Consider the following 21,550-nt stretch of genomic DNA (forward strand, 5'->3'; position numbering starts at 1 on the left):
GTCTAATTACATGTTACTGTATAAATCAATCATTTCACCTTCCGCCAGTTGTACAATTGCCTTTTTAACAGCATTTGTTTTACCATGTTGAAGACCTGTTTTTGTATAACGAGTTCTTCTTTCTGGACGGACATTTATAGTACGAACTTTTTCAACAGAAACACCGTAAACAGCTTCTACTGCTTTCTTGATTTCTACCTTGTTCGCCTTTGTGTTCACCGCGAAAGTATAGCAGTTTCTTAACTCGCTATCTGCAGTCGCTTTCTCTGTGATTATAGGTTTAATTAAGATACTCATGGTTTCTATTTACTTAAATTTGTTTCAATTCCTTCTAACGCACCTTCTAAAACAACTACTTGATTCGCATTTAAGATCTTGTAAGTGTTTAATTCTGAAGCAGTTACAACCTCAGAGCCTTTTAAATTGCGTGACGACAAATATACATTATTATTTGAGGCACCCAACACAAATAAAGATTTTTTATTCTCTAAGTTTAAGGCTTTTAGCACTGCTGTGAAGTTCTTAGTTTTTGGAGTTTCAAAGTTGAAATCTTCTAATACAACTACCGATTGCTCTCCTGCTTTAATACTTAATGCCGATTTACGTGCTAAACGTTTTACGTTCTTATTAAGTTTGAAGCTATAGTTTCTTGGTCTTGGACCGAACATACGACCTCCACCTTTAAAAACTCCAGACTTAATACTACCTGCTCTGGCAGTACCTGTTCCTTTTTGCTTTTTAATCTTACGAGTACTTCCTGCGATCTCACCTCTTTCTTTCGATTTGTGAGTTCCTTGTCTTTGGTTTGCTAAGTATTGCTTAACATCCAAGTATACTGCATGATTATTAGGCTCAATAGCAAATACTTCGTTAGAAAGGTTTGCCTTTCTTCCAGTATCTTTTCCGTTTATATCTAAAACTGCTACTTCCATTACTTTCTAATAATTACATAAGCGTTTTTGTGTCCAGGAACACATCCTTTAACAACAAGTAAATTCTTTTCTGGAACTACTTTTAAAACTCTTAAATTTTCAACTTTCACTTGATCGTTCCCCATTCGTCCGGCCATTTTCATTCCTTTAAATACTCTTGCAGGATATGAAGCTGCACCAATAGAACCTGGAGCTCTTAAACGGTTATGTTGACCGTGCGTCGCTTGACCTACACCACCAAAACCGTGACGTTTAACAACGCCTTGGAATCCTTTACCTTTAGATGTTCCTGAAATATCAACAAACTCTCCTTCGATAAAGTGATCTACTGTGATTGCATCACCTAATTTGTACTCCTCATCAAAACCTTTAAATTCAACGGTTTTACGCTTTACAGTAGTTCCCGCTTTCTTAGCGTGACCAAGGTCAGCTTTAGTTGCGCTTTTCTCTGTCGCGTCATCGAAACCTAATTGAACAGCCTCATAGCCGTCTACTTCAATGGTTCTGACTTGGGTAACGATACATGGACCTGCTTCGATTACTGTACAAGGAATGTTTTTCCCATTTTCATCGAAAATGCTGGTCATACCGATTTTTTTTCCAATTAACCCAGACATATTAAATTATTTATTAATTATTACTATTTGTTATTAAAAAAACTCAAGGCCAAAAATACGTTTCAGCCTTGAATTGTATTTTATCCGTTTTTCCTTAACCAGTCGTTAAGGACATGTCGTTTGTTCTACTTAAACTTTAATCTCTACTTCAACACCACTTGGTAATTCAAGTTTCATTAAAGCATCAATTGTTTTAGAAGACGAAGAGTAGATATCCATTAATCTCTTGTAAGAGCTTAATTGAAACTGCTCTCTTGACTTCTTGTTTACGTGTGGAGAACGTAAAACAGTAAAGATCTTTTTGTTTGTAGGTAATGGAATTGGTCCAGTTACTACAGCTCCAGTATTTTTTACTGTTTTTACAATCTTATCAGCAGACTTGTCTACTAAGTTATGATCGTATGACTTTAATTTTATTCTAATTTTTTGACTCATTTTCTTAGATTTTAAGCTTCAACTCCTTTAGCTGCTTTGATTACTTCTTCAGCGATATTTGAAGGAGTTTCATCGTAGTGTGAGAATTCCATAGTAGATGTAGCACGACCAGAAGATAATGTTCTTAATGTTGTTACATATCCAAACATTTCTGATAACGGCACAATAGCTTTTACAACTTTAGCACCTGCTCTATCACTCATGTCACTTACTTGACCTCTTCTTCTATTTAAATCTCCTACAATGTCACCCATGTTTTCTTCTGGAGTAATAACCTCCAGCTTCATCATTGGCTCCATGATTACCGCCTTCGCAGCTTTTGCAGCAGCTTTAAATCCTAATTTCGCAGCTAATTCGAATGATAATTGATCCGAATCCACATCGTGGTAAGAACCATCGGTTAATGTCACTTTCATAGCATCAACTTCGTATCCTGCTAACGGACCATTCTTCATAGCTTCTTTGAATCCTTTCTCAATTGAAGGGATAAATTCTTTAGGAACGTTACCACCTTTAATTTCTGAAACGAATTCTAAACCTGTCTTACCTTCTTCAGCCGGCTCTAAAGTAAATACGATATCTGCGAATTTACCACGACCACCAGACTGTTTCTTATATGTTTCTCTGTGTTGAGCACTTGCTGTAACAGCTTCTTTGTACTCTACCTGAGGTTGTCCTTGGTTTACTTCAACCTTGAACTCACGTTTAAGACGGTCTACAATAATATCTAAGTGAAGCTCACCCATTCCAGAAATAATAGTCTGTCCTGAAGCTTCGTCTGTTCTTGCTGTAAATGTTGGATCTTCTTCAGCTAATTTTGCTAAAGCCATACCCATTTTATCTACGTCTGCCTTAGTTTTAGGCTCTACTGCGATACCAATTACCGGATCTGGGAATTCCATTGATTCTAATACGATTGGTGCTTTTTCTGCAGACATCGTATCACCAGTCTTGATATCTTTAAACCCTACTGCTGCTCCAATATCACCTGCTTCAATATATTCGATAGCATTTTGTTTATTAGAGTGCATTTGGTAAATTCGAGAGATACGCTCTTTTTTACCTGAACGGTTATTTAAAATGTAAGAACCTGCATCCAAACGACCTGAATAAGCACGGAAGAATGCTAAACGTCCTACGAAAGGATCGGTAGCAATTTTAAATGCTAAAGCTGCGAATGGCTCATCTACAGATGGCTTACGTCTTTCTTCTTCTCCTGTATTAGGGTTTGTTCCTACTACACTATCTCTATCGATTGGAGAAGGTAAATAACGACATACAGCATCTAATAAGAATTGTACTCCTTTATTTTTAAATGAAGAACCACAAATCATTGGAATGATAGCCATATCCATTACAGCAGCTCTAAGTGCAGCGTGCACTTCGTCTTCAGTAATAGAATCTTCATCTTCCATGAATTTCTCTAATAAGTTCTCATCGTATGTAGCAACTTCTTCGATTAAAAGCGCACGATATTTACGCGCTTCTTCTTTCATATCTTCTGGAATGTCAACAACATCAAAAGTTGCCCCTTGAGTTTCGTCATGCCATACTACTGCTCTGTTTTTAACTAAATCAACGATACCTTTAAAATCAGCCTCATCACCAATGTTTAAAACGATTGGCACTGCATTTGATTTTAACATATCTTTTACTTGTTGACACACTGCTAAAAAGTTAGACCCTTGACGATCCATCTTGTTAACAAAACCAATACGTGGTACTTTGTAGTTATCAGCAAGTCTCCAGTTAGTTTCAGATTGTGGCTCTACACCATCAACAGCACTAAATAAGAATACTAAACCATCTAACACACGTAACGAACGGTTTACCTCTACGGTAAAGTCAACGTGACCAGGAGTATCAATAATATTAAAGTGATAATCCATTGTATCAGGTAATGGTTGTGCATTCTCCATTGGGAATTTCCATGTACAAGTTGTTGCTGCAGATGTGATAGTAATACCACGCTCTTGCTCTTGCTCCATCCAGTCCATAGTTGCTGCACCATCGTGAACCTCACCAATTTTGTGAGACACTCCTGTATAGTAAAGTATACGCTCTGTTGTTGTTGTTTTACCAGCATCGATATGAGCGGCAATACCAATATTTCTTGTATATTTTAAATCTCTTGCCATTTCTTATTAAAATCTAAAGTGAGAGAATGCTTTATTAGCTTCCGCCATTTTATGAGTATCAACTCTTTTCTTAACTGCCGCTCCTTCTTCTTTAGCTGCTGCTAAAATTTCTGAAGCTAAACGCTGTGCCATAGATTTTTCGTTACGCTTACGAGCATATCCGATTAACCATTTCATAGCAGTTGATACTTTACGATCCGGACGAATTTGCATTGGAATTTGGAATGTAGCACCTCCAACACGACGGCTACGTACTTCTACGTGAGGCATCACATTAGATAAAGCATCTTTCCAAGTCTCTAAAGCTGTTTTTTCTTCGTCAGTTTTCTTAGACTCTACAATATCAATAGCATCATAGAACACTTTAAAAGCTACAGACTTCTTTCCATCCCACATCATCATGTTAACAAAACGCGTTACTAACTGATCGTTAAAACGTGGATCTGGTAAAAGCGGTCTTTTTTTCGCTTGTCTTTTTCTCATGTCTTCTTCTTAAAGTTTTAAATTACTTTTTAGGGCGTTTTGCACCATACTTAGATCTACGCTGTGTTCTACCTTGTACACCTGCTGTGTCTAAAGCACCACGAACGATGTGATATCTAACTCCTGGTAAATCTTTTACCCTTCCACCTCTAACCAATACTATCGAGTGCTCTTGTAGATTATGACCTTCACCTGGGATGTAAGCGTTCACCTCATTACCATTCGTTAACCTTACCCTTGCAACTTTACGCATTGCTGAGTTTGGTTTTTTAGGTGTTGTAGTGTAAACACGCGTACATACTCCACGTCTTTGAGGACAAGAATCTAAAGCAGCCGATTTACTCTTCTTGGTTATTTTGGCTCTTCCTGTTCTTACTAATTGTGAAATTGTTGGCATATAAATTATATATAAAATTTTCAATCCTCTTTTAAGAGGGCTGCAAAGGTAGAAATTTAATTTAATAATTCAAATCCTAAATCATTAATTTTCAATAGAATTTAAAAAAATATTATGCGTTATATTTTATGTGCACCAATTACTATAGATTTACATCCATTAATTCGCCTTAACACCCGTGACAAAAAAAATAATTATTTTATTCCTTTTTATACTCACATCCTTTAACAGGCTGATTAGTCAGAATTTACATTTAACTATAACAGGGCGCACCAAATATGAAACTTCTGTTATCGATTCATTAAACTACCTAAAAAAGCACCCCAATTTCATTGCTTTAAAAAATGAAGTAGATTCGATCCAGAAAAAATTAAATCTACAGGGCTACATCGAGAACACCCACAACGATATCTTAAAAGAAAACGACAGTACGTTTTCAACAGTTTTTCAATTAAAAAACAAATATCACCGCTTATACATTTATTATAAGGAGAGCGACATCAACAAATCTATTTTAAAAAAGATATCTCAACATGTACATCCTGATTATTTTGTGATCGATTTTTCTACCGTAGAAAAAACACTTAATTACATTAACCAAAACCAAACAGAAAGCGGATTTCCATTTTCTAAACTGCGGCTTACAAAAGTTGTTGTAAGAGATGAAACTAGTTTACAAGCGGAACTTAAAACATTTACCGATTCTAAAAAACGCAGCATAGACAACATTATAATTAAAGGATATGAGAAATTCCCAGAATCTTACTTAAAACATTACCTTAAAATTAAAACCAATCGAACATTTAATCTTTCAGAAATAAAAAAGAAAACCGCCAGACTTAAAAATTTAAGATTTACAAACGAAACCAAACCACCAGAAGTTCTATTCACTAAAGATTCTACCACCTTATATCTTTATCTTGAAAAAACAAAAAGCAACACCTTTGATGGATTTCTTGGATTTGGCACCAATGAAGATAGTAACAAATTACAGTTTGATGGTTATTTAAATTTGAACCTTATAAATAATTTAAATTTTGGTGAAACCTTAAGACTTCTTTACAAAAGTGACGAAAACGAACAACAAACCTTTGAAGCAAACACATCTTTACCATATTTATTTAAATCGCCAATTGGGTTCGATTTTTTGCTTAGAATATTTAGAAAAGACTCCTCGTTTACCACAGTAAATCAATCAGCCAAATTACACTATCAAATTAACCCTAAACACAAAATATTTAGTGGCATTACCTTTACTGAATCGAACAATTTACTTTCGGAGAATAATATATCGACATTAACAGACTACAGAACAAATTATTTTACCATAGCTTACGAGTTTATTAATTCCCAATCGAACTCTGCACTTTTTCCTGTTCAATCCAAATATTACCTTGAAACAAATTTTGGAAACCGAACACAAAACAACACTAAAGAACAACAATCGTTATTCAATTTAGAAACATTTAAAATTTTTAATTTCAACTATAGAAACTGCATTTATTTAAGACTTACAGGCAGCCTTTTAAACTCTAATAACTATCTAGAAAACGAGCTGATGCGCTTTGGCGGAATCAATTCTATTCGCGGGTTTGAAGAAAACAGCATTTACGCGTCACTTTTTAGTGTTTTAAACACCGAATACCGTTACCAACTAAGCAATTCTATATACATACATTCGGTTACCGATTTAGCCTATTACCAAAATAAAATAACAGAAAGCAACGAAAAATTATACAGTTTTGGTTTTGGCATGGCAATTATTACAAAAACAGGCTTACTCCGACTTACCTATGCCAACGGAAAAACCGAAAATACACCTTTTAAGTTTTCGAACTCCAAAATACACATTAGCTTAAATGCTAATTTTTAGACAATTACAAGGTTTCAAAACGTAAAATCAATTACAAATCCTTAAATTTTAACCTAAAATTATTGTTTTATTAACTTTTTATTATGATTTTAGTGCCGACTAATTCAAATAATTATAAAATGAAAACAAAGTTTAGTGGAATTCTAACGCTAATACTAGCGTTTGTCGTGCAACTAACTTATGCACAACAAAAGACAATTTCAGGTACAGTTTCAGACGGTTCTGGTCTGCCCTTACCTGGAGCAACAGTCTTAGTAAAAGGTACAACTACAGGTACCTCTACCGATTTCGATGGCAACTATTTTATTGAAGCGAATCAAGGCGATGTCTTGGTATTTAGCTTTGTAGGATACGCCACCATTGAGATGACTGTAGGTACTTCTAATACTATAAACGTAACACTTACAGAAGATGCTGCGGCTCTTGAGGAAGTTGTTATCACGGCCCAAGGTATTAGAAGAGAGAAAAAAGCCCTAGGATACTCGGTAACTACCTTAAAATCGGAATCGGTTGAAGGTAAACCTGAGGCAGACATTGCCAGAGTTTTAAATGGTAAAGTAGCCGGTGTTAATGTTGTTGGAACTAGTGGTCTGGCAGGTAGTGGTACTAACATTTCTATTCGTGGTAATGTTTCTATTACAGGTAACAACCAACCGCTTTTTGTAGTTAATGGCGTTCCTTTCAACACAAATACTAACGCGGAAAGTAACGTAACTACAGGTAATGGTTCATCTTCTGCTTCTAGTCGTTTCTTAGACTTAGACCCTAATAACATAGAGAGCATGAGTGTACTTAAAGGTTTAAGTGCAACCGTATTATATGGTGATGCTGGTAGAAATGGTGTAATTTTAATTACAACTAAAACCGGATCAGCCGATTTAATAGACAAAGGGTTTGAAATAAGTGTAGATCAGTCGGTTTTCTTCAACGAAATTTCTAGCCTACCTGATTACCAAAACACATATGGACAAGGTGGAGACAATACTGAAAACGTTGGTTTTGTTGGAAACTGGGGAGCTAACTTTAATCAGAATCTTACTGTTCGTCACCATTACAATCAACCTCAATTTGCATCTTCTTTTCCAGAATATCAAGGTGTTTTTGTAGACTATCAACCATTCAAAAACAACGTTAAAGATTTCTTTAGAGCTGGATTAGGTAGAACTACATCCATCAATGCTTCAAAAGCCACAGAAAATGTATCGTATAACATTAATTTTGGAGACACAGATGAAGAAGGTTATGTTCCTGGAAATAAAATTAAACGTAACAACTTCGGAATTGGAGGTTCTATTAAGCTAAGCAATAAGTTTACCATTAATGGCTCCTTTAACTTCTCAACTAGTAGTTTTTCAACACCGCCAGTAGCAGCCGATAGTGGTTCTGGAAACTTTTCGATTTTCTTTAGAACTTTATTCGTTCCTCGAAACTTCGATTTAATGGGTTTACCATACCAAGACCCGGTAACAGGAGGAAATATTTACTATAGAGCAGATCAGGAAAACCCTAGATGGTTAGTTGACAATTCTAAAGAATCTATTGACGTTAACCGTTTTTATAACTCTATAAGTACTGTTTTTGATATAAGTGACAATGTGAATCTAACCTATAGAGTTGGATTCGATACGTATACAGAAAAACAAGAATTTTACATTAACAAAGGTGGTGTGAGCAGCATTTTAGCTCAAAACGGATTCTTAAAAACATCTTCTGGAACGAACACAATTTGGGATCATAGTTTAATTTTTGGATTAAAAGATATTCAAATTGCTGAAAATTTTGGTTTAAACGGTACTATAGGTGCTAACTTAAATTCTGAAACCTATGAAAAATTTGGTGTAGCAAGTAGCGGTCAGGTTGTTTTCGATTTTATCGACCACAACAACTTTACCACTCAAAGTAATACTGACCCGCTAGGTAGTTCGCTTGACTTTAAAAGTGTTGAGAACACTGTAGGTGTTTATGGTTCATTATCTTTTGATTATTCAGACTTCTTATACTTAACATTAGCAGGAAGAAACGATTGGTCTTCTACAATTGAAAAAGCAAACAGATCATTATTTTATCCTAGTGCTGCTTTATCGTTTTTACCGACATCGGTTTTCCCAAGTATGAAAGGTGATTTCATGAATTTCCTAAAATTACGCGTTGGTTACGGTACATCTGCTGGTTTCCCTGGCACTTATTTAACCAGACCAACATTAGTACTTTCTACAGCCGATTTTACAACGCCAACAGGTACTATCAATACCAATTCAAGTAGTTCATTATTCCCTAACCCAGATTTAAAAGCAGAGTTACACTCAGAAATAGAGGTAGGTATTGAAACTAAATTGTGGAAAAACAAAATTGACTTAGAAGTAAGTGCATATAAGCGTGATTCGAAAGATCAAATTTTACGTAAATTCTTAGATCCATCAACAGGTTTCGACCAAACTTTTATTAACGCCGGTAGAATTGAGACCGAAGGTATAGAGGTTACATTAGGTTTTGATCCGTTTAACAATAGTGATGGATTCAGATGGAATTCAAACTTTATCTTTACAGCATCGCAAAATAAAGTGGTTGAACTACCCGGTGGAGATGACGTATTTATTGCTGGTTTCTCTAATTTAGGTAACTATGCTATCGAAGGTCAGCCTTTAGGTGTTATTAAAGGTAGCTACACATTAAGAGACGACAACGGTAACTATTTAATTAATCCAAATGATGGTTACATATACGACAGCTCGGCTTTAGGTTTCGACGATCAGATTATTGGAGATCCAAACCCAGATTGGAAAATGACAACAATCAACTCATTTTCTTATAAAGGTTTAACCTTATCTGCTCAACTTGAATATACTCATGGTGGAGATATAAGCTCGAATACTATTGGAAACTTATTAAGAAGAGGTGTTACAAAAGATACGGAGAAAAGAGAAGGAACTTTTATAATTCCAGGATACTATGGCGATCCTACAACTGGAGAACCATTATTGGATACCAACGGAAATCAAATTCCAAACAACATTCAACTTGGCGCCAATTCAATTTACTTCTTAAACGTTCTTGATCCAAGTGATGGTGGAATTTATGATGCTTCAGTGATTAGATTAAGAGAAGTATCTTTAACGTACGCCTTACCAAAATCTGTATTAGATAGTACACCTTTTGGCAGCATGTCTATTTCACTTTTAGGACAAAACATGTGGTATAATGCACCTAACGTTCCTAAATACACGAACTTCGACCCTGAAACTATTAGTACAGGTGTTGGTAACGGTGCTGGTTTAGAATTCCAGACTGCTCCTACCTCGAAAAAATACGGATTTAGCATAAAAGCCACATTCTAAAACAAAAAATTAAGAAATGAAAACGATAAAAAATAAAATCATTGTACTGGGCTTAATGCTTTTGGTTTTAAATACCGGATGTGAAATCATGGATTTAAATCAACAAGATTCACCAAGTCAGCTAACCCCTGCAAGTGTAGACCCAGAGTTACTTCTAAATAATGTTCAATTACAATTTGTAAGCGCGATTGCTTACAATGAAGACAACGAAGATGGTATAAATGTGCGGGCATCAGAATTTATTCGCATGCAGCACTTATTTGGTGCTTATGCCGGACCTTTCTCTTTAACGGCTGGATCCATAGATGACATCTGGACTGGTTTATACAGAGAATGTCTTCAAGATATAAACATCCTTCTACCATTAGCCGCAGAAAGAGAACTTGCTGGGTATACTGGAGTTGCAAAAATACTTCAAGCTTATATTTACGTTACTTTAGTTGATACTTTTGGTAAAGTACCATATTCAGAAGCTTTATTAGGTAATGAAAATCCAAACCCTTCAGTAGACGATGGTGCGGATATTTATAATGCAATGTTTACTATTATTGATGAAGGTATTGCTGCCATCAATACTCCAAACGCCGTTATGCCAAACGATTTATTTTATGGAGGTAACAAAAGTCAATGGCTAAAAATGGCTCGAACTCTTAAGTTTAAAATGTATGCACAAATGCGTTTAGTTGGAGATTACAGTAGTCAAATTAATAGTTTAATAAGTTCTGGCATAATTGAAAACAGTACTGATGATTTTCAATTCCAATATTCTACAGTCGCTAGTACTACAGGCGATAGTAGACACCCGTACTTTGCTTTAAATTATGATCCAGATGGAGCAGACGATTATTTGACCGGATATTACGTTAATCTTCTTTTAGCCGATAAAGGTTTTGAAGACCCAAGATTAAGATACTATTTTTACAGACAAATCGAGGAAGCTCCAACAGGAGACGACTTACCTTGTGAAGGAGAGCCAGGATACAACTTCTGTTATTTAGGAGATTATTATTGGACACGTGATCATGGAGATGATGACGGTGTACCACCAGATGGACCAAAGCGTACTACTTACGGTTTATATCCAATCGGTGGTAAATTCGATGCAGATGACTTTACATCGGTTACTGCAAACTCTGGAGCACAAGGAGCTGGTATCTTCCCATTCATGTTATCATCTTTCGTAAAATTCCTTAAATCAGAATCGGCATTAATGGCTGGAACAACTGGAAATCCAAGAACGCTTTTAGAAGAAGGAATCCGTGCATCAATGGATAAAGTAATTAACTTCTACCCTGGTTTAGTTGATGCTACATTTGCAGCAACACAAGCTGACGTTGATGCTTACGTAACTTACGTGTTAGGGCAATACGACGCCGCTGCTAACGACGAAGAAAGATTAGATATCATAATGAAAGAATATTACATTGCTCTTTGGGGTAATGGTATTGAGGCTTGGAATAATTATAGAAGAACAAGCATGCCAAGTGATTTGACTCCGCACGTTAAAACACCAGGAGCATTCCCTAGAACATTTTTATATCCGGCAACCGTGGTGAATACTAATTCAAACATAGAGCAAAAACCTATTACTGAAAAAGTATTCTGGGATACTAACCCTGACGATTTAAAATAATTTTAAAAAAAATATTATGAAAAATATATTTAAATATAACGTAAATAAGTTGATGGCGCTTTGCCTCACTGCATTTACATTATTACTTTCTTTTTCTTGTAGTGATGATGATAAAGATAATCTGAATGACTTTTTAGAAACTGGAGGTTTCCCGAGATTTGAGGTAACACCACCTGCTGCGGTAGGAGTAAATCAAGTAAGTGATGTTAACTATTCCTTTACCATTCTTGATGCGAATAAAAACCTTGCTAGCTATGATTTAAAATTATACGCTGATTTAGCAGGTAGTCGCACCGATACTGTTGATGTTGTCGTGTTAAACAGCTTTCCGTCTAGTTTAAATTACACAGCGAGTGATTTAGCTACTCTTTTAGGAATCACTGTAGATGATATCGGGTTTGGTGACACATTCTACTTTACAGCTTCTGTTGTAACAGTCGACGGTGTAGAATACAATGGAGCTGAACGATTAGATTATGACGATAATGACACAGAGGACCCTTCAGATTTTACTTTTACTGGTGGGGGTGTTACAAATGACTTATTAGACGAAGCTGGTTATAGACAAGCTTTCGAATTTGACTTCGTTATTTTGTGTCCATCTGTAGATTTATCTACTTTAACTGGTACGTTTGATGTAACATACGACTGGTTTTTTGAAGACGATCCATGGCAAGTTGAAGTAGTTGCAGGACCAGGTGCTAACCAACTTACCATAAAAGATATGTATGGGCCATATACAGGACAAATGGGTTATGACGTAATTATAGACGTGAATCCAACTACTGGAGCTATATCAACGGACAAACAAGGCGTATTTGATACAAACGCATTTGGTTGGGGGTATGGTGAATGTCGTGTTGAGACGGGTGCAGGAACAAATTATGTTTTTTCGTGTACTGGCAACATAGCTTTATTCCTTCAATGGACCGTTGATTTGGGTTCATTTGGTTCAGGACCTTTTTTACTAAAAAAAGCAGATTAAACAATTGTTTCAATTATAATTAAAAAGAGGTTGACTTTAAATCAAAGACAACCTCTTTTTTTTTACCTTTGCGCCATGCAAGAACAAACACAAATTTTTGGTATTCGAGCCATTTTAGAAGCTATAAATGCTGGCGAAACAATTGATAAAGTATTCCTTCAAAAGGGGCTTAAAGGCGATTTATTTTCTGAATTAGAATTTGCACTTCGTCAAAACTCCATTAGTTCGTCGTATGTTCCTGTTGAAAAACTTAACCGATTAACCAAAGGCAACCATCAAGGCGCTGTTGCTCAAATTTCGCCGATCGCATTTTACGACTTAGAAAATCTGGTCATGCAGGTTACCGAATCTGGCAAAACACCGCTATTTCTTTTATTAGATCAATTAAGTGATGTTCGAAATTTCGGTGCCATTATACGCACGGCAGAATGTACAGGAGTCGATGGTATCGTTATACAAAAAAAAGGTGGTGCACCTGTAAATGGCGATACAATTAAAACCAGTGCTGGTGCTGTTTTTAAAATACCAATTTGCAAGGTAGATCACATTAAAGATGCGGTATTTTTTATGCAGGCCTCAGGTATAAAAGTTATTGCTGCTACCGAAAAAACAGACGATACTTTATACGATGTTTCCTTTACTGAGCCTTGTGCCATTATCATGGGATCGGAAGATCGTGGCATAAATCCATCTACTTTAAAAGTCGTGGATGCCAAAGCTAAATTACCGTTACTAGGTGATATCGGGTCATTAAATGTCTCTGTCGCCTGTGGTGCTTTTCTATATGAAGCTGTAAGGCAAAGAATGCTCTAAGTTAAAAGTTAGAATCAAAATTTCAGAACGTCAGGTCGAGTGAAATTCTGTAAGAATTTTGTATCGAGACTTATTTTGAAGTTATTCTTTATTTTTAATTATTAATCAATCCTCCGATTTTTTATAAATATAATTAATCTTAGTAGGCTCCCCTTCCATGTCTTCTTCGGATTCTAGGTGTTCTATAAAATTTCCGTTTTCATCAAAATGCCTTAAAAACGGGTCGTCTTCTTCATTATAATCGGGTTGTTCCCAGACATATTTTTTAGGCTTAGCTATCGATTTTTTAAAAATGATTGCAAACAATAAACCTGTAATAAGCCCTGATAAATGACCTTCCCAGGAAATACCTTTTTCAATAGGCATTGTATACCAAATCATACTTCCGTAAAGAAACACAACCAAAAGCGACAACGCAATTAACCGGTAATGTTTAGCGAAAACACCCTTAAAGAATATAAAACTCACTAAAACATAAATTAATCCGCTGGCACCAATATGATAGGATGGTCTGCCAATACACCAAGTTAAAAATCCAGACAATAAAATCCCATAAATAATTATGGGCCAGGCTATAGATCTGTAAAAGTAAAATAAAGCCATACTAAGCACCAATAAAGGCACCGAATTACTTGCCAGGTGTTTTATGCTACCATGAATTAACGGACTAAAAACGATACCTCTCAACCCCTTCATTGTTTGTGGGTATATACCATAATCCTTAAATTTAAAATTAAAACGTACTTCAGCCCAAAACACAATCCATATAAGTAATACAAAAAACAAAGGGTAGGCTACTACTCCTATTGAAAAGTGAAAATGTTTATGTGTTTTCATAAAATTAAAGATAGCAAATTGATAACCAACTTTCGTCTTTATGCTAAATTGGCAGGCAACTTGTTTCAAGTATTAAAAACTGTAATCTTTTTAAAATTCAAAAACCAAAATGCTCAAAGACATTCCTGGCATTTTTACGAACTCATGTTCAAGAATTAAAAATTTCCTGTAATTTTACAGTTATGAATGCACCTCTAGCAGAACGTTTAAGACCTAAAACATTAGCAGATTATATAAGCCAAACTCATTTAGTTGGGAATCAAGGTATTTTAACCAATCAAATTAAGCTAGGCGTAATACCTTCAATGATTTTTTGGGGTCCTCCCGGCATTGGTAAAACAACTCTTGCTAATATTATTGCGACTGAATCTGGCCGCCCGTTTTATACATTAAGTGCCATAAATTCTGGTGTCAAAGATGTTAGAGAAGTTATCGATAAAGCGAAACAAAGCGGCGGCTTATTTACCACTAAGAATCCGATTTTATTTATTGATGAAATTCATCGCTTTAGTAAGTCGCAGCAGGATTCATTATTGCAGGCGGTAGAAAAAGGCTGGGTTACGCTAATCGGTGCCACAACAGAAAATCCTAGTTTTGAAGTTATTTCGGCATTATTATCTAGGTGCCAGGTTTATATTTTAAAACCCTTTGAAAAAACCGATTTAGAAAGCTTATTACACCGTGCGATTAAAGAAGACACAATATTATCTGAAAAAAATATCACCCTTAAAGAAACCACTGCGCTTATCAAACTATCTGGCGGTGATGCACGTAAACTCTTGAATATTTTCGAACTAATTATAAATGCTGAAGCAACAAATGATATTGTTATTACAGATAAGCATGTACTAGAAAATGTACAGAATAATACAGTTCGATACGATAAAACCGGAGATCAGCATTACGATATTATTTCGGCATTTATTAAATCCATCCGCGGAAGCGATCCCAATGCGGCAGTTTACTGGTTAGCAAGAATGATTGAAGGCGGCGAAGACCCCAAATTTGTTGCTCGAAGACTTTTAATTCTGGCTAGTGAAGATATCGGAAATGCAAACCCCACAGCCCTAGTAATTGCTAATAACACCTTTCAAGCCGTATCGACCATCGGCTTTCCTGAATCAAGGATTATACTGAGTCAGTGTGCTACATATCTAGCCTGTTCGCCAAAAAGCAATGCGGCTTATATGGCTATTGGCGAAGCCCAGCAATTAGTAAAAGAAACCGGCGATTTATCAGTTCCTTTGGACATTAGAAATGCCCCAACAAAACTGATGAAAGAATTAGGTTATGGCGATAATTACAAATATGCCCACAATTACGAAGGTGGTTTCGCCAATCAAGAGTTTTTGCCAGAAGAAATCAAGCATTCTAAACTTTATGATCCGGGAAATAATGCTCGTGAAAATGCACACCGGGAATTCTTGAAACAACGCTGGAAAGATAAATACAACTACTAAGGATTGATAAAAGGAACGCATTACACTGTCCTTCTATCCATCCCTTGTAATTTTAGATTTTAGATAGAAAAGGTTTAAAACTTAATGTTTAATTCCTTTTGTTTCGCTCCTTCAGAAGTATTGAATTCAATAATCCAGGCTTCGCCCTTTTTATAAATTATCGCATTCTCTCCGTTAACCAGAAATAAATTTGGTTGTGCTGTTTTAGTTAATTTGTAAACCACTTTTGGCGTAGCGTCTACTAATTGATATCCATTCTCAATTTCTTGAGCATACAACACATTAGTGGTAACTTTATCTTCAACAGAAACCTCTTCTTTTTCAGGTTGTTTTTCAGAAGTTGAAACAACTGGAACAACCGCTGTAGATGCAACGGATTCTTTTGCCTTTAATGCTTCCAATTCTTCTTTTAACTGCTGAATCTCCTGTTCGGTATTTGTTGTTTGATTTGTTGTTTCTGCAACAGTTTGCGCTACCGGCTCATACGTATAATTTAGAGCTTCTATGTCTTTAAAAGCATCCCGTATGGCTTCGTTATATGCCTTTTTATATTCCTTTTCCCGACTTTCTCCAAATTCTGTTGTTAGTAACACCACATCGTTACAATCCTTTAATTCTATAGACACTTTAGTTTTAAACAATCCCGAATCTTTAATAGCATCCGATTTTAAAGCTAAACATCGATTCATTTTTAAATCTTCAGGATACGATTCGCCTTCCATTACTGCTTTAAAGCCATATTTTTCAAATAAAAATTTGGTTAAAGAATTCGCCTGATATTGATCCTTTTCTCTTAAAAAATCATATTTATTGGGAACAATAACATATTTATAAGCATTCAAATTGGCTTGAGCCATGGCGCTTACAGTAAGTAAACACGTTATAATGAGAGATAAAAATTTAGTTTTCATTTTTATTAAATATATAATTAAATCCTATTTGTAAAGATACATTTTGTGCATCATATAAGTTTTTGTACTGTAATAAATTATCTGCTAAAAGATAAAATTGTACACCGGCAAATTGCGAAGAAAGACCAAGCCCTAAATTATAAAACGAATACGAATCTACGGTATACGTTCCTTTTACTTGTAGACCTTTAAACAGCCTTCTGTAATAATATGCTGTTAATGCAACCTGCGGTTGTTTCGGTCTAAATATACTATATAATTGTAATCCAACAGCATTTTGATACTCTAAATCTTCGGTAAGACAATCGCAATCTCTGCCTCTATTCTTTCCAAAGGCATAATTTACGGAAGCATTTAGTTTAACCGGACGCCAAGTAGTATATTTTGTATTTGTAGTATCTACAGTAAACAATTCTGAAAACTCATCTTCAATATTACTCCAGTAATCGTCTGCGGTTTCATTTTCATCCAAACTTGGAAAAAACGGGTTTATTCCTTCATATTCAAACCTTCCATTTACACCATAATTTTCAACATCTTTACTGTGTCTTATAAAGCCAATATCTGCTACGCTACCATCTATAGTCCATTGGTCGGTTAGGCGATACGTAAATCCAGCATCTAATCCTAATCCTAAGTTTCCCCCAAAAAACAAGCGCTTTTTAAACGTATCTATGTCGTTTGGTAAATCGGAATTATCGTCTTCTAATAAGCTGGCTAAACCAGATGTTCGAAGGCTCATATTTAAATCGAAAATATGCTTATACCTATTATTATCCCCTGGAGTTGTAACAAAATAACCACTATTTTTAACCGAGTTTATATTAACAACACTGGAGTATAATTTTCCTCTAACGCCAAAAGTAAACGCTTTATTCACCTTTTTATTATACCCTACATGAAAAACAGAAAGCGCTTCGCCTGATACTTTTAAATGACCTGCGTTATACCGTCGATTAATATTATCGGCATTTCCTTCTAAAACCAAAATAGCATAATCCTTTGGAAAATAAGTGATAATATCTGTCTCCTGATAAAATCCAAAACTTATATATTCATTTTTTTCAAAGCTATTCCCAAAGGCAAATCCTCCCGAAAAAATATCGACTTGTTCGTTAATCGTAACAAAGTCGTTAGATTTCATACTGTAAACGGCATTTTGAAGTTTTGTGTTAAAATTAATATCATTATTTGCAAAAATATCGTAGACCGTAGCTTCCGATGTTCCTGCATTTGCATGAATATGCGATATTAAGGGTATTCCAAAATACCAATCGTTTTTAACCTCAGCTCCTGGATTTAAGAGTAACGATTGGGGAATATCGTTAAAACCATAAAGCAGTTGCTTGTTTTGGGCAACTGTTAATTGAACCAGCAATACTATTATAACAAATAACCTCACAACGTATTTTTAATTTGAAAATAAACCTTTGCGAACGATTGTAATTGTATGCGCCCGGGTGTATTTTGGTTAATTGTATTATTGGATGGGGGTAATTGAAGTGTAAAATATATTTGATAGGAATTTTTTAAAGCATCAAGAGTACTATTTTCAAAAGTTTCAGTGAATGAATTTACTGAATTCGCTGGCTGATTTATTACAAATGTATGTTGTACCTGCCCTAATTGATCCACAAAATCCAGTTGTATATTAAAATTACGGCTAATGGTATTATTAAGTTCAAAATTTAAATCTATCCGAATAACCTCATCGTTTAACACTTCATCTTCAAAAAAGTTAACCAATATAAAATCTTGTGTAAATGTCACCTCCTGACCGTTATCTAGAAACCGACTAGCTGGCTCATCTAAGTAAATAAAACTGGTTTCGAAAACCGGATTGATTTCGAAATCATTGATTTGATCAAAATCCACATCCTTGGTACAAGCATACTGCAATACCATAAACAAGATGATAATAACATTATATCTTTTCATAGGAAGGGTGTTTCTTTATTTTAAACGAGATTATCATGTGGCTAGTATATTATAAATATTGCAAGAGATCTTTTAAGTTATTTACATGCTTAATATTCATATCGACCGTTTTATTGAATTCATTAAAATAGATAACGTCCATACCAATATTTAATGCACCTAAAATATCGGCTTCAAAACCATCTCCGATCATAACACTGTTTTCTACTTTAGTATTGGCTTGTTGCAAAGCGTAATGAAAAATTTTTGGATTTGGCTTTTTTACACCAACGGATTCTCCATTGGTAATGGTTTTAAAATAGTGATGAATATTAGACTTTTTTAATTTTTTGGTTTGAACTTCTTCAAATCCGTTAGAAAGAATATGTAAATTGTAACGTGGCGATAGATATTCTAATACTTCAATCGTATAATCAAATAAATAGTTATGATCCGTTAAATAAGTAATATAATCATCCGAAAGTTTATGAATTATCTCGGTTTGTAATTGCATATTTAACGCTGTAAAAGTGTCGTTTAGCCTTCCAAATCGCATTAAAGCTTTGTCTACCTTTTCATCGCGATACAATTTCCAATACTGCAAGTTAATCGCTTTGTAATGTCTTAAAAATTCTTTTAAATTGACATCAATACCATTTAATGTCAAAATTTTCTCAAAGGCGAGTTCTGAATTTCTATCGAAATCCCACAACGTATGATCTAAATCAAAAAATATATCGGTTATATTATTAGTCATTAGGAGCGTCTAAAATAATATTAAACAATTCTTTAAACCCTTGCCAACGGTTAATATCGCTAAAAGTATAATTATGAAATATCGGTACAAATTCACCATTTACTTGCTTTACTTGCGCAATTATTTCATTCAACGCCTTTTTCTTATCCAATAGCGATTGCTTTTTAAGTAAGGCATAATCAAGCACATGATAGGCGTTAATTTTTAGAGGTGTTTGTATCTCATAATCTAAATCATAAAACAAAAATGGAGTACAAGTCCCTGAACGAAATCCCATATAATTTACATAGCCCATGGTGTAATCTTCTAAAATTTCATGTTCAATTAAATTCCTGTAGGATTCAGGTAAGTTTAATTTTGAAAAAGACTGCCTTGAGGCTTTCAAGGGTCTATTTAATATATCTTCTATACGTATTTTTTCCTTTTTTAAAACCTCGGTATTTTCTAAAGCAAAATACGAGGCTTTTAAACCGACATCGCAATAATCGGCAATATGCTTTATTAAAGAAATGAAATGTTTACTGTTTGGGTTTGTTCCTTTATCGTAAGTTGAAAAATCGCCCAGCAAAAAGAAGAATAAGAATTTATAATTGCTTTGTTTTTGCTTGTTAATAATATATTTAAAGGTATCGTAAGGATCGTGCTGTAGCCCAAACACCACCATAAACCTATTGTAGAGGGTTTTAAATTTTAAATTAAAAAGTTCCTTTAAAGTCCCCCCTATGCCACGCAAAACCCCTTTTAATTTAAAATGATATACGGTAGGAACATCAATAATAGGTTTTATTGAAAACTTACGAGTAGGAAAGTTAAAATCTGTAAACTGCTGCTGTAGCGCCTCTTTAAATTTAAATGCCCAAATATCGACTACAGGCTGATGTAAAAAGCCTTCTTTAAAAGCAAGACTTTCAGTGGCCAAAAATCTTCCGAACTCATCTTTCACATGCGGAAGATATTCTTCATATCTCGAAAGCAAATAAAAGGAAGCCGCAAAAATATCGAACGGAATCGCACTTTTATCCCCATTATGAAAGAAACACCTGGTTTCGTCCCACGGCATGACATTAACCTCAATATCATTGAGTCCTTGCTCAAATAAAATTTCATGATTCTTTATAAAGAACTCATTTCCCAATTGTTGTTTAGTATACGACATTTTTAAACTGTCGTGTGCAATAAAATTCTCTATTTGAGTTGTAAAATCCACCTCAATCCCTAACACACGCGTACATATGTGTTTAAAAACATATTTTAACCGAGGCGTAATTTTATGTGTGTAAACTAAAAGCATGGAAAATACAAATAAGTTAAAACAAAGTTATAGAATTCCTTCGTCTGCAAAACTAAAGTATGCATTTTCTGTTATAATAAGGTGATCTAAAACTTTTATATCTATGCTTTGTGCTGCTGTTTTTAATTTATTAGTGATTTGTTTATCGGCTTCGCTGGGTTTTAACGTTCCCGATGGGTGGTTATGCGATAATATCAAACTTGTAGCTCCCACTTCTAAAGCATTTTTTAATACCAGGCGGACATCAACCAAAGTTCCAGTGATCCCTCCTTTACTTAGTTGATTTTGTTGAATTATTTTATTTGAATTATTTAGATAAATAATCCAGAATTCCTCATGTTGTAAATCTCCTATTATAGGCTGCATGACTTCAAAAACAGCAAGACTGGAAGTAATTTTCTTTTTCTCTAAAGCCTCTTCTCCTCGTCTACGTCGTCCTAATTCTAAAGCAGCTGCAATGGTTACCGCTTTTGCTTCGCCAATACCCTTAAACTGCATAAGCTGTTTGATGCTTAGTTTTCCTAAGGCACTTAAGTTGTTATCTACACTAGATAAAATGCGCTTACACAACGCGACAGCACTTTCCTCACGGTTACCAGACCCAATTAAAATAGCAACTAGTTCGGCATCGCTTAAAGCAAACCTACCTTTATACAGCATTTTTTCGCGAGGCTGATCGTCTTGGCTCCAGTTTTTTATAGAAAAAGATGTTGATTTTTCTTGCATTTAGTAAATA

The 21,550-nt window shown here is 35.0% G+C and carries 20 protein-coding genes; 6 read left to right on the forward strand and 14 right to left on the reverse strand.

The window, feature by feature from the left end:
- Positions 1–6 precede the first annotated feature (6 nt).
- From rplW to rpsL, 7 genes are all read right to left on the reverse strand, one after another.
- Positions 7–297 (reverse strand): 50S ribosomal protein L23, encoded by a 291-nt coding sequence (rplW, locus tag ICJ83_RS00970; protein WP_188228488.1) that lies wholly within the window; start codon positions 295–297, stop codon positions 7–9.
- Between the two features lie 5 nt (positions 298–302).
- The gene (gene rplD, locus ICJ83_RS00975; RefSeq protein WP_188228489.1) at positions 303–932 is read right to left on the reverse strand and encodes a 50S ribosomal protein L4; all 630 of its coding nucleotides are present in this window, start codon (positions 930–932) and stop codon (positions 303–305) included.
- Positions 932–1,549 carry a 50S ribosomal protein L3 gene (gene rplC, locus ICJ83_RS00980; protein ID WP_188228490.1) on the reverse strand — a complete coding sequence of 206 codons (618 nt, stop codon included), beginning with the start codon at positions 1,547–1,549 and terminating at the stop codon, positions 932–934. Before rplC ends, rplD begins: the two co-directional genes overlap by 1 nt.
- Positions 1,550–1,678: 129 nt before the next feature.
- Positions 1,679–1,984, reverse strand: a complete 306-nt coding sequence (rpsJ, locus tag ICJ83_RS00985) for a 30S ribosomal protein S10 (RefSeq protein WP_188214800.1) — start codon at positions 1,982–1,984, stop codon at positions 1,679–1,681.
- Positions 1,985–1,995: 11 nt separating this feature from the next.
- On the reverse strand, positions 1,996–4,122 hold the full coding sequence (fusA, locus tag ICJ83_RS00990) for an elongation factor G (RefSeq protein ID WP_188228491.1): 2,127 nt from the start codon (positions 4,120–4,122) through the stop codon (positions 1,996–1,998).
- A gap of 6 nt (positions 4,123–4,128) precedes the next feature.
- Entirely contained in the window at positions 4,129–4,605 is a 477-nt protein-coding gene (gene rpsG / locus ICJ83_RS00995; protein ID WP_188228492.1) for a 30S ribosomal protein S7, read from the reverse strand.
- 22 nt (positions 4,606–4,627) lie between these two features.
- Entirely contained in the window at positions 4,628–5,002 is a 375-nt protein-coding gene (rpsL, locus tag ICJ83_RS01000; protein ID WP_027138488.1) for a 30S ribosomal protein S12, read from the reverse strand.
- A 178-nt stretch (positions 5,003–5,180) separates the two neighbouring features.
- On the opposite strand from rpsL, the gene ICJ83_RS01005 reads away from it, so the two are divergent.
- From ICJ83_RS01005 to rlmB, 5 genes are all read left to right on the forward strand, one after another.
- A complete protein-coding gene (locus ICJ83_RS01005; RefSeq protein WP_317173243.1) occupies positions 5,181–6,875 on the forward strand; it encodes a POTRA domain-containing protein in 1,695 nt (564 codons plus the stop codon).
- A 119-nt stretch (positions 6,876–6,994) separates the two neighbouring features.
- On the forward strand, positions 6,995–10,210 hold the full coding sequence (locus ICJ83_RS01010; RefSeq protein WP_188228493.1) for a SusC/RagA family TonB-linked outer membrane protein: 3,216 nt from the start codon (positions 6,995–6,997) through the stop codon (positions 10,208–10,210).
- A 16-nt stretch (positions 10,211–10,226) separates the two neighbouring features.
- Complete coding sequence (locus ICJ83_RS01015; RefSeq protein WP_188228494.1) at positions 10,227–11,843, forward strand: SusD/RagB family nutrient-binding outer membrane lipoprotein; 1,617 nt, start codon at positions 10,227–10,229, stop codon at positions 11,841–11,843.
- Positions 11,844–11,859: 16 nt separating this feature from the next.
- Entirely contained in the window at positions 11,860–12,828 is a 969-nt protein-coding gene (locus tag ICJ83_RS01020) for a hypothetical protein (protein ID WP_188228495.1), read from the forward strand.
- 75 nt (positions 12,829–12,903) lie between these two features.
- Entirely contained in the window at positions 12,904–13,641 is a 738-nt protein-coding gene (gene rlmB / locus ICJ83_RS01025) for a 23S rRNA (guanosine(2251)-2'-O)-methyltransferase RlmB (RefSeq protein ID WP_188228496.1), read from the forward strand.
- Positions 13,642–13,746: 105 nt separating this feature from the next.
- On the opposite strand, the gene ICJ83_RS01030 is transcribed toward rlmB, so the two are convergent.
- Positions 13,747–14,478: a rhomboid family intramembrane serine protease gene (locus ICJ83_RS01030; RefSeq protein ID WP_188228497.1), complete on the reverse strand. Its 732-nt coding sequence runs from the start codon at positions 14,476–14,478 to the stop codon at positions 13,747–13,749.
- A gap of 182 nt (positions 14,479–14,660) precedes the next feature.
- Here ICJ83_RS01030 and ICJ83_RS01035 point away from each other — a divergent pair, with 182 nt between their 5' ends.
- A complete protein-coding gene (locus ICJ83_RS01035; protein WP_188228498.1) occupies positions 14,661–15,938 on the forward strand; it encodes a replication-associated recombination protein A in 1,278 nt (425 codons plus the stop codon).
- 74 nt (positions 15,939–16,012) lie between these two features.
- Here the strand turns inward: ICJ83_RS01035 and ICJ83_RS01040 are convergent, their stop codons facing one another.
- The 6 genes from ICJ83_RS01040 to radC are packed head-to-tail and all read right to left on the reverse strand — an operon-like array spanning position 16,013 to position 21,540.
- Positions 16,013–16,849 carry a hypothetical protein gene (locus tag ICJ83_RS01040; RefSeq protein WP_188228499.1) on the reverse strand — a complete coding sequence of 279 codons (837 nt, stop codon included), beginning with the start codon at positions 16,847–16,849 and terminating at the stop codon, positions 16,013–16,015.
- Positions 16,839–18,251: a DUF5723 family protein gene (locus ICJ83_RS01045; protein ID WP_188228500.1), complete on the reverse strand. Its 1,413-nt coding sequence runs from the start codon at positions 18,249–18,251 to the stop codon at positions 16,839–16,841. The genes ICJ83_RS01040 and ICJ83_RS01045 overlap by 11 nt, the downstream gene beginning before the upstream one ends.
- Entirely contained in the window at positions 18,248–18,787 is a 540-nt protein-coding gene (locus ICJ83_RS01050; RefSeq protein WP_188228501.1) for a hypothetical protein, read from the reverse strand. The genes ICJ83_RS01045 and ICJ83_RS01050 overlap by 4 nt, the downstream gene beginning before the upstream one ends.
- A 49-nt stretch (positions 18,788–18,836) precedes the next feature.
- Positions 18,837–19,523: a YjjG family noncanonical pyrimidine nucleotidase gene (locus ICJ83_RS01055; RefSeq protein ID WP_188228502.1), complete on the reverse strand. Its 687-nt coding sequence runs from the start codon at positions 19,521–19,523 to the stop codon at positions 18,837–18,839.
- Positions 19,516–20,814 carry a polysaccharide deacetylase family protein gene (locus ICJ83_RS01060; RefSeq protein WP_188228503.1) on the reverse strand — a complete coding sequence of 433 codons (1,299 nt, stop codon included), beginning with the start codon at positions 20,812–20,814 and terminating at the stop codon, positions 19,516–19,518. The genes ICJ83_RS01055 and ICJ83_RS01060 overlap by 8 nt, the downstream gene beginning before the upstream one ends.
- A 27-nt stretch (positions 20,815–20,841) precedes the next feature.
- A complete protein-coding gene (gene radC / locus ICJ83_RS01065; protein ID WP_188228504.1) occupies positions 20,842–21,540 on the reverse strand; it encodes a RadC family protein in 699 nt (232 codons plus the stop codon).
- Positions 21,541–21,550 lie beyond the last annotated feature (10 nt).

Origin of the sequence: Aestuariibaculum sediminum, assembly GCF_014596945.1 — a bacterium.
Classification (GTDB): Bacteria; Bacteroidota; Bacteroidia; order Flavobacteriales; family Flavobacteriaceae; genus Aestuariibaculum; species Aestuariibaculum sediminum.

Bases quoted from the DNA above. Each gene is read 5' to 3' on its own strand.
- rpsG (WP_188228492.1), bottom strand. From the start codon at position 4,605: ATGAGAAAAAGACAAGCGAAAAAAAGACCGCTTTTACCAGATCCACGT.
- fusA (WP_188228491.1), bottom strand. From the start codon at position 4,122: ATGGCAAGAGATTTAAAATATACAAGAAATATTGGTATTGCCGCTCAT.
- rplW (WP_188228488.1), bottom strand. From the start codon at position 297: ATGAGTATCTTAATTAAACCTATAATCACAGAGAAAGCGACTGCAGAT.
- radC (WP_188228504.1), bottom strand. From the start codon at position 21,540: ATGCAAGAAAAATCAACATCTTTTTCTATAAAAAACTGGAGCCAAGAC.
- ICJ83_RS01055 (WP_188228502.1), bottom strand. From the start codon at position 19,523: ATGACTAATAATATAACCGATATATTTTTTGATTTAGATCATACGTTG.
- rpsJ (WP_188214800.1), bottom strand. From the start codon at position 1,984: ATGAGTCAAAAAATTAGAATAAAATTAAAGTCATACGATCATAACTTA.
- ICJ83_RS01035 (WP_188228498.1), top strand. From the start codon at position 14,661: ATGAATGCACCTCTAGCAGAACGTTTAAGACCTAAAACATTAGCAGAT.
- rplC (WP_188228490.1), bottom strand. From the start codon at position 1,549: ATGTCTGGGTTAATTGGAAAAAAAATCGGTATGACCAGCATTTTCGAT.
- rpsL (WP_027138488.1), bottom strand. From the start codon at position 5,002: ATGCCAACAATTTCACAATTAGTAAGAACAGGAAGAGCCAAAATAACC.
- ICJ83_RS01040 (WP_188228499.1), bottom strand. From the start codon at position 16,849: ATGAAAACTAAATTTTTATCTCTCATTATAACGTGTTTACTTACTGTA.
- ICJ83_RS01015 (WP_188228494.1), top strand. From the start codon at position 10,227: ATGAAAACGATAAAAAATAAAATCATTGTACTGGGCTTAATGCTTTTG.
- ICJ83_RS01010 (WP_188228493.1), top strand. From the start codon at position 6,995: ATGAAAACAAAGTTTAGTGGAATTCTAACGCTAATACTAGCGTTTGTC.
- ICJ83_RS01030 (WP_188228497.1), bottom strand. From the start codon at position 14,478: ATGAAAACACATAAACATTTTCACTTTTCAATAGGAGTAGTAGCCTAC.
- rplD (WP_188228489.1), bottom strand. From the start codon at position 932: ATGGAAGTAGCAGTTTTAGATATAAACGGAAAAGATACTGGAAGAAAG.
- ICJ83_RS01050 (WP_188228501.1), bottom strand. From the start codon at position 18,787: ATGAAAAGATATAATGTTATTATCATCTTGTTTATGGTATTGCAGTAT.
- ICJ83_RS01020 (WP_188228495.1), top strand. From the start codon at position 11,860: ATGAAAAATATATTTAAATATAACGTAAATAAGTTGATGGCGCTTTGC.
- ICJ83_RS01060 (WP_188228503.1), bottom strand. From the start codon at position 20,814: ATGCTTTTAGTTTACACACATAAAATTACGCCTCGGTTAAAATATGTT.
- rlmB (WP_188228496.1), top strand. From the start codon at position 12,904: ATGCAAGAACAAACACAAATTTTTGGTATTCGAGCCATTTTAGAAGCT.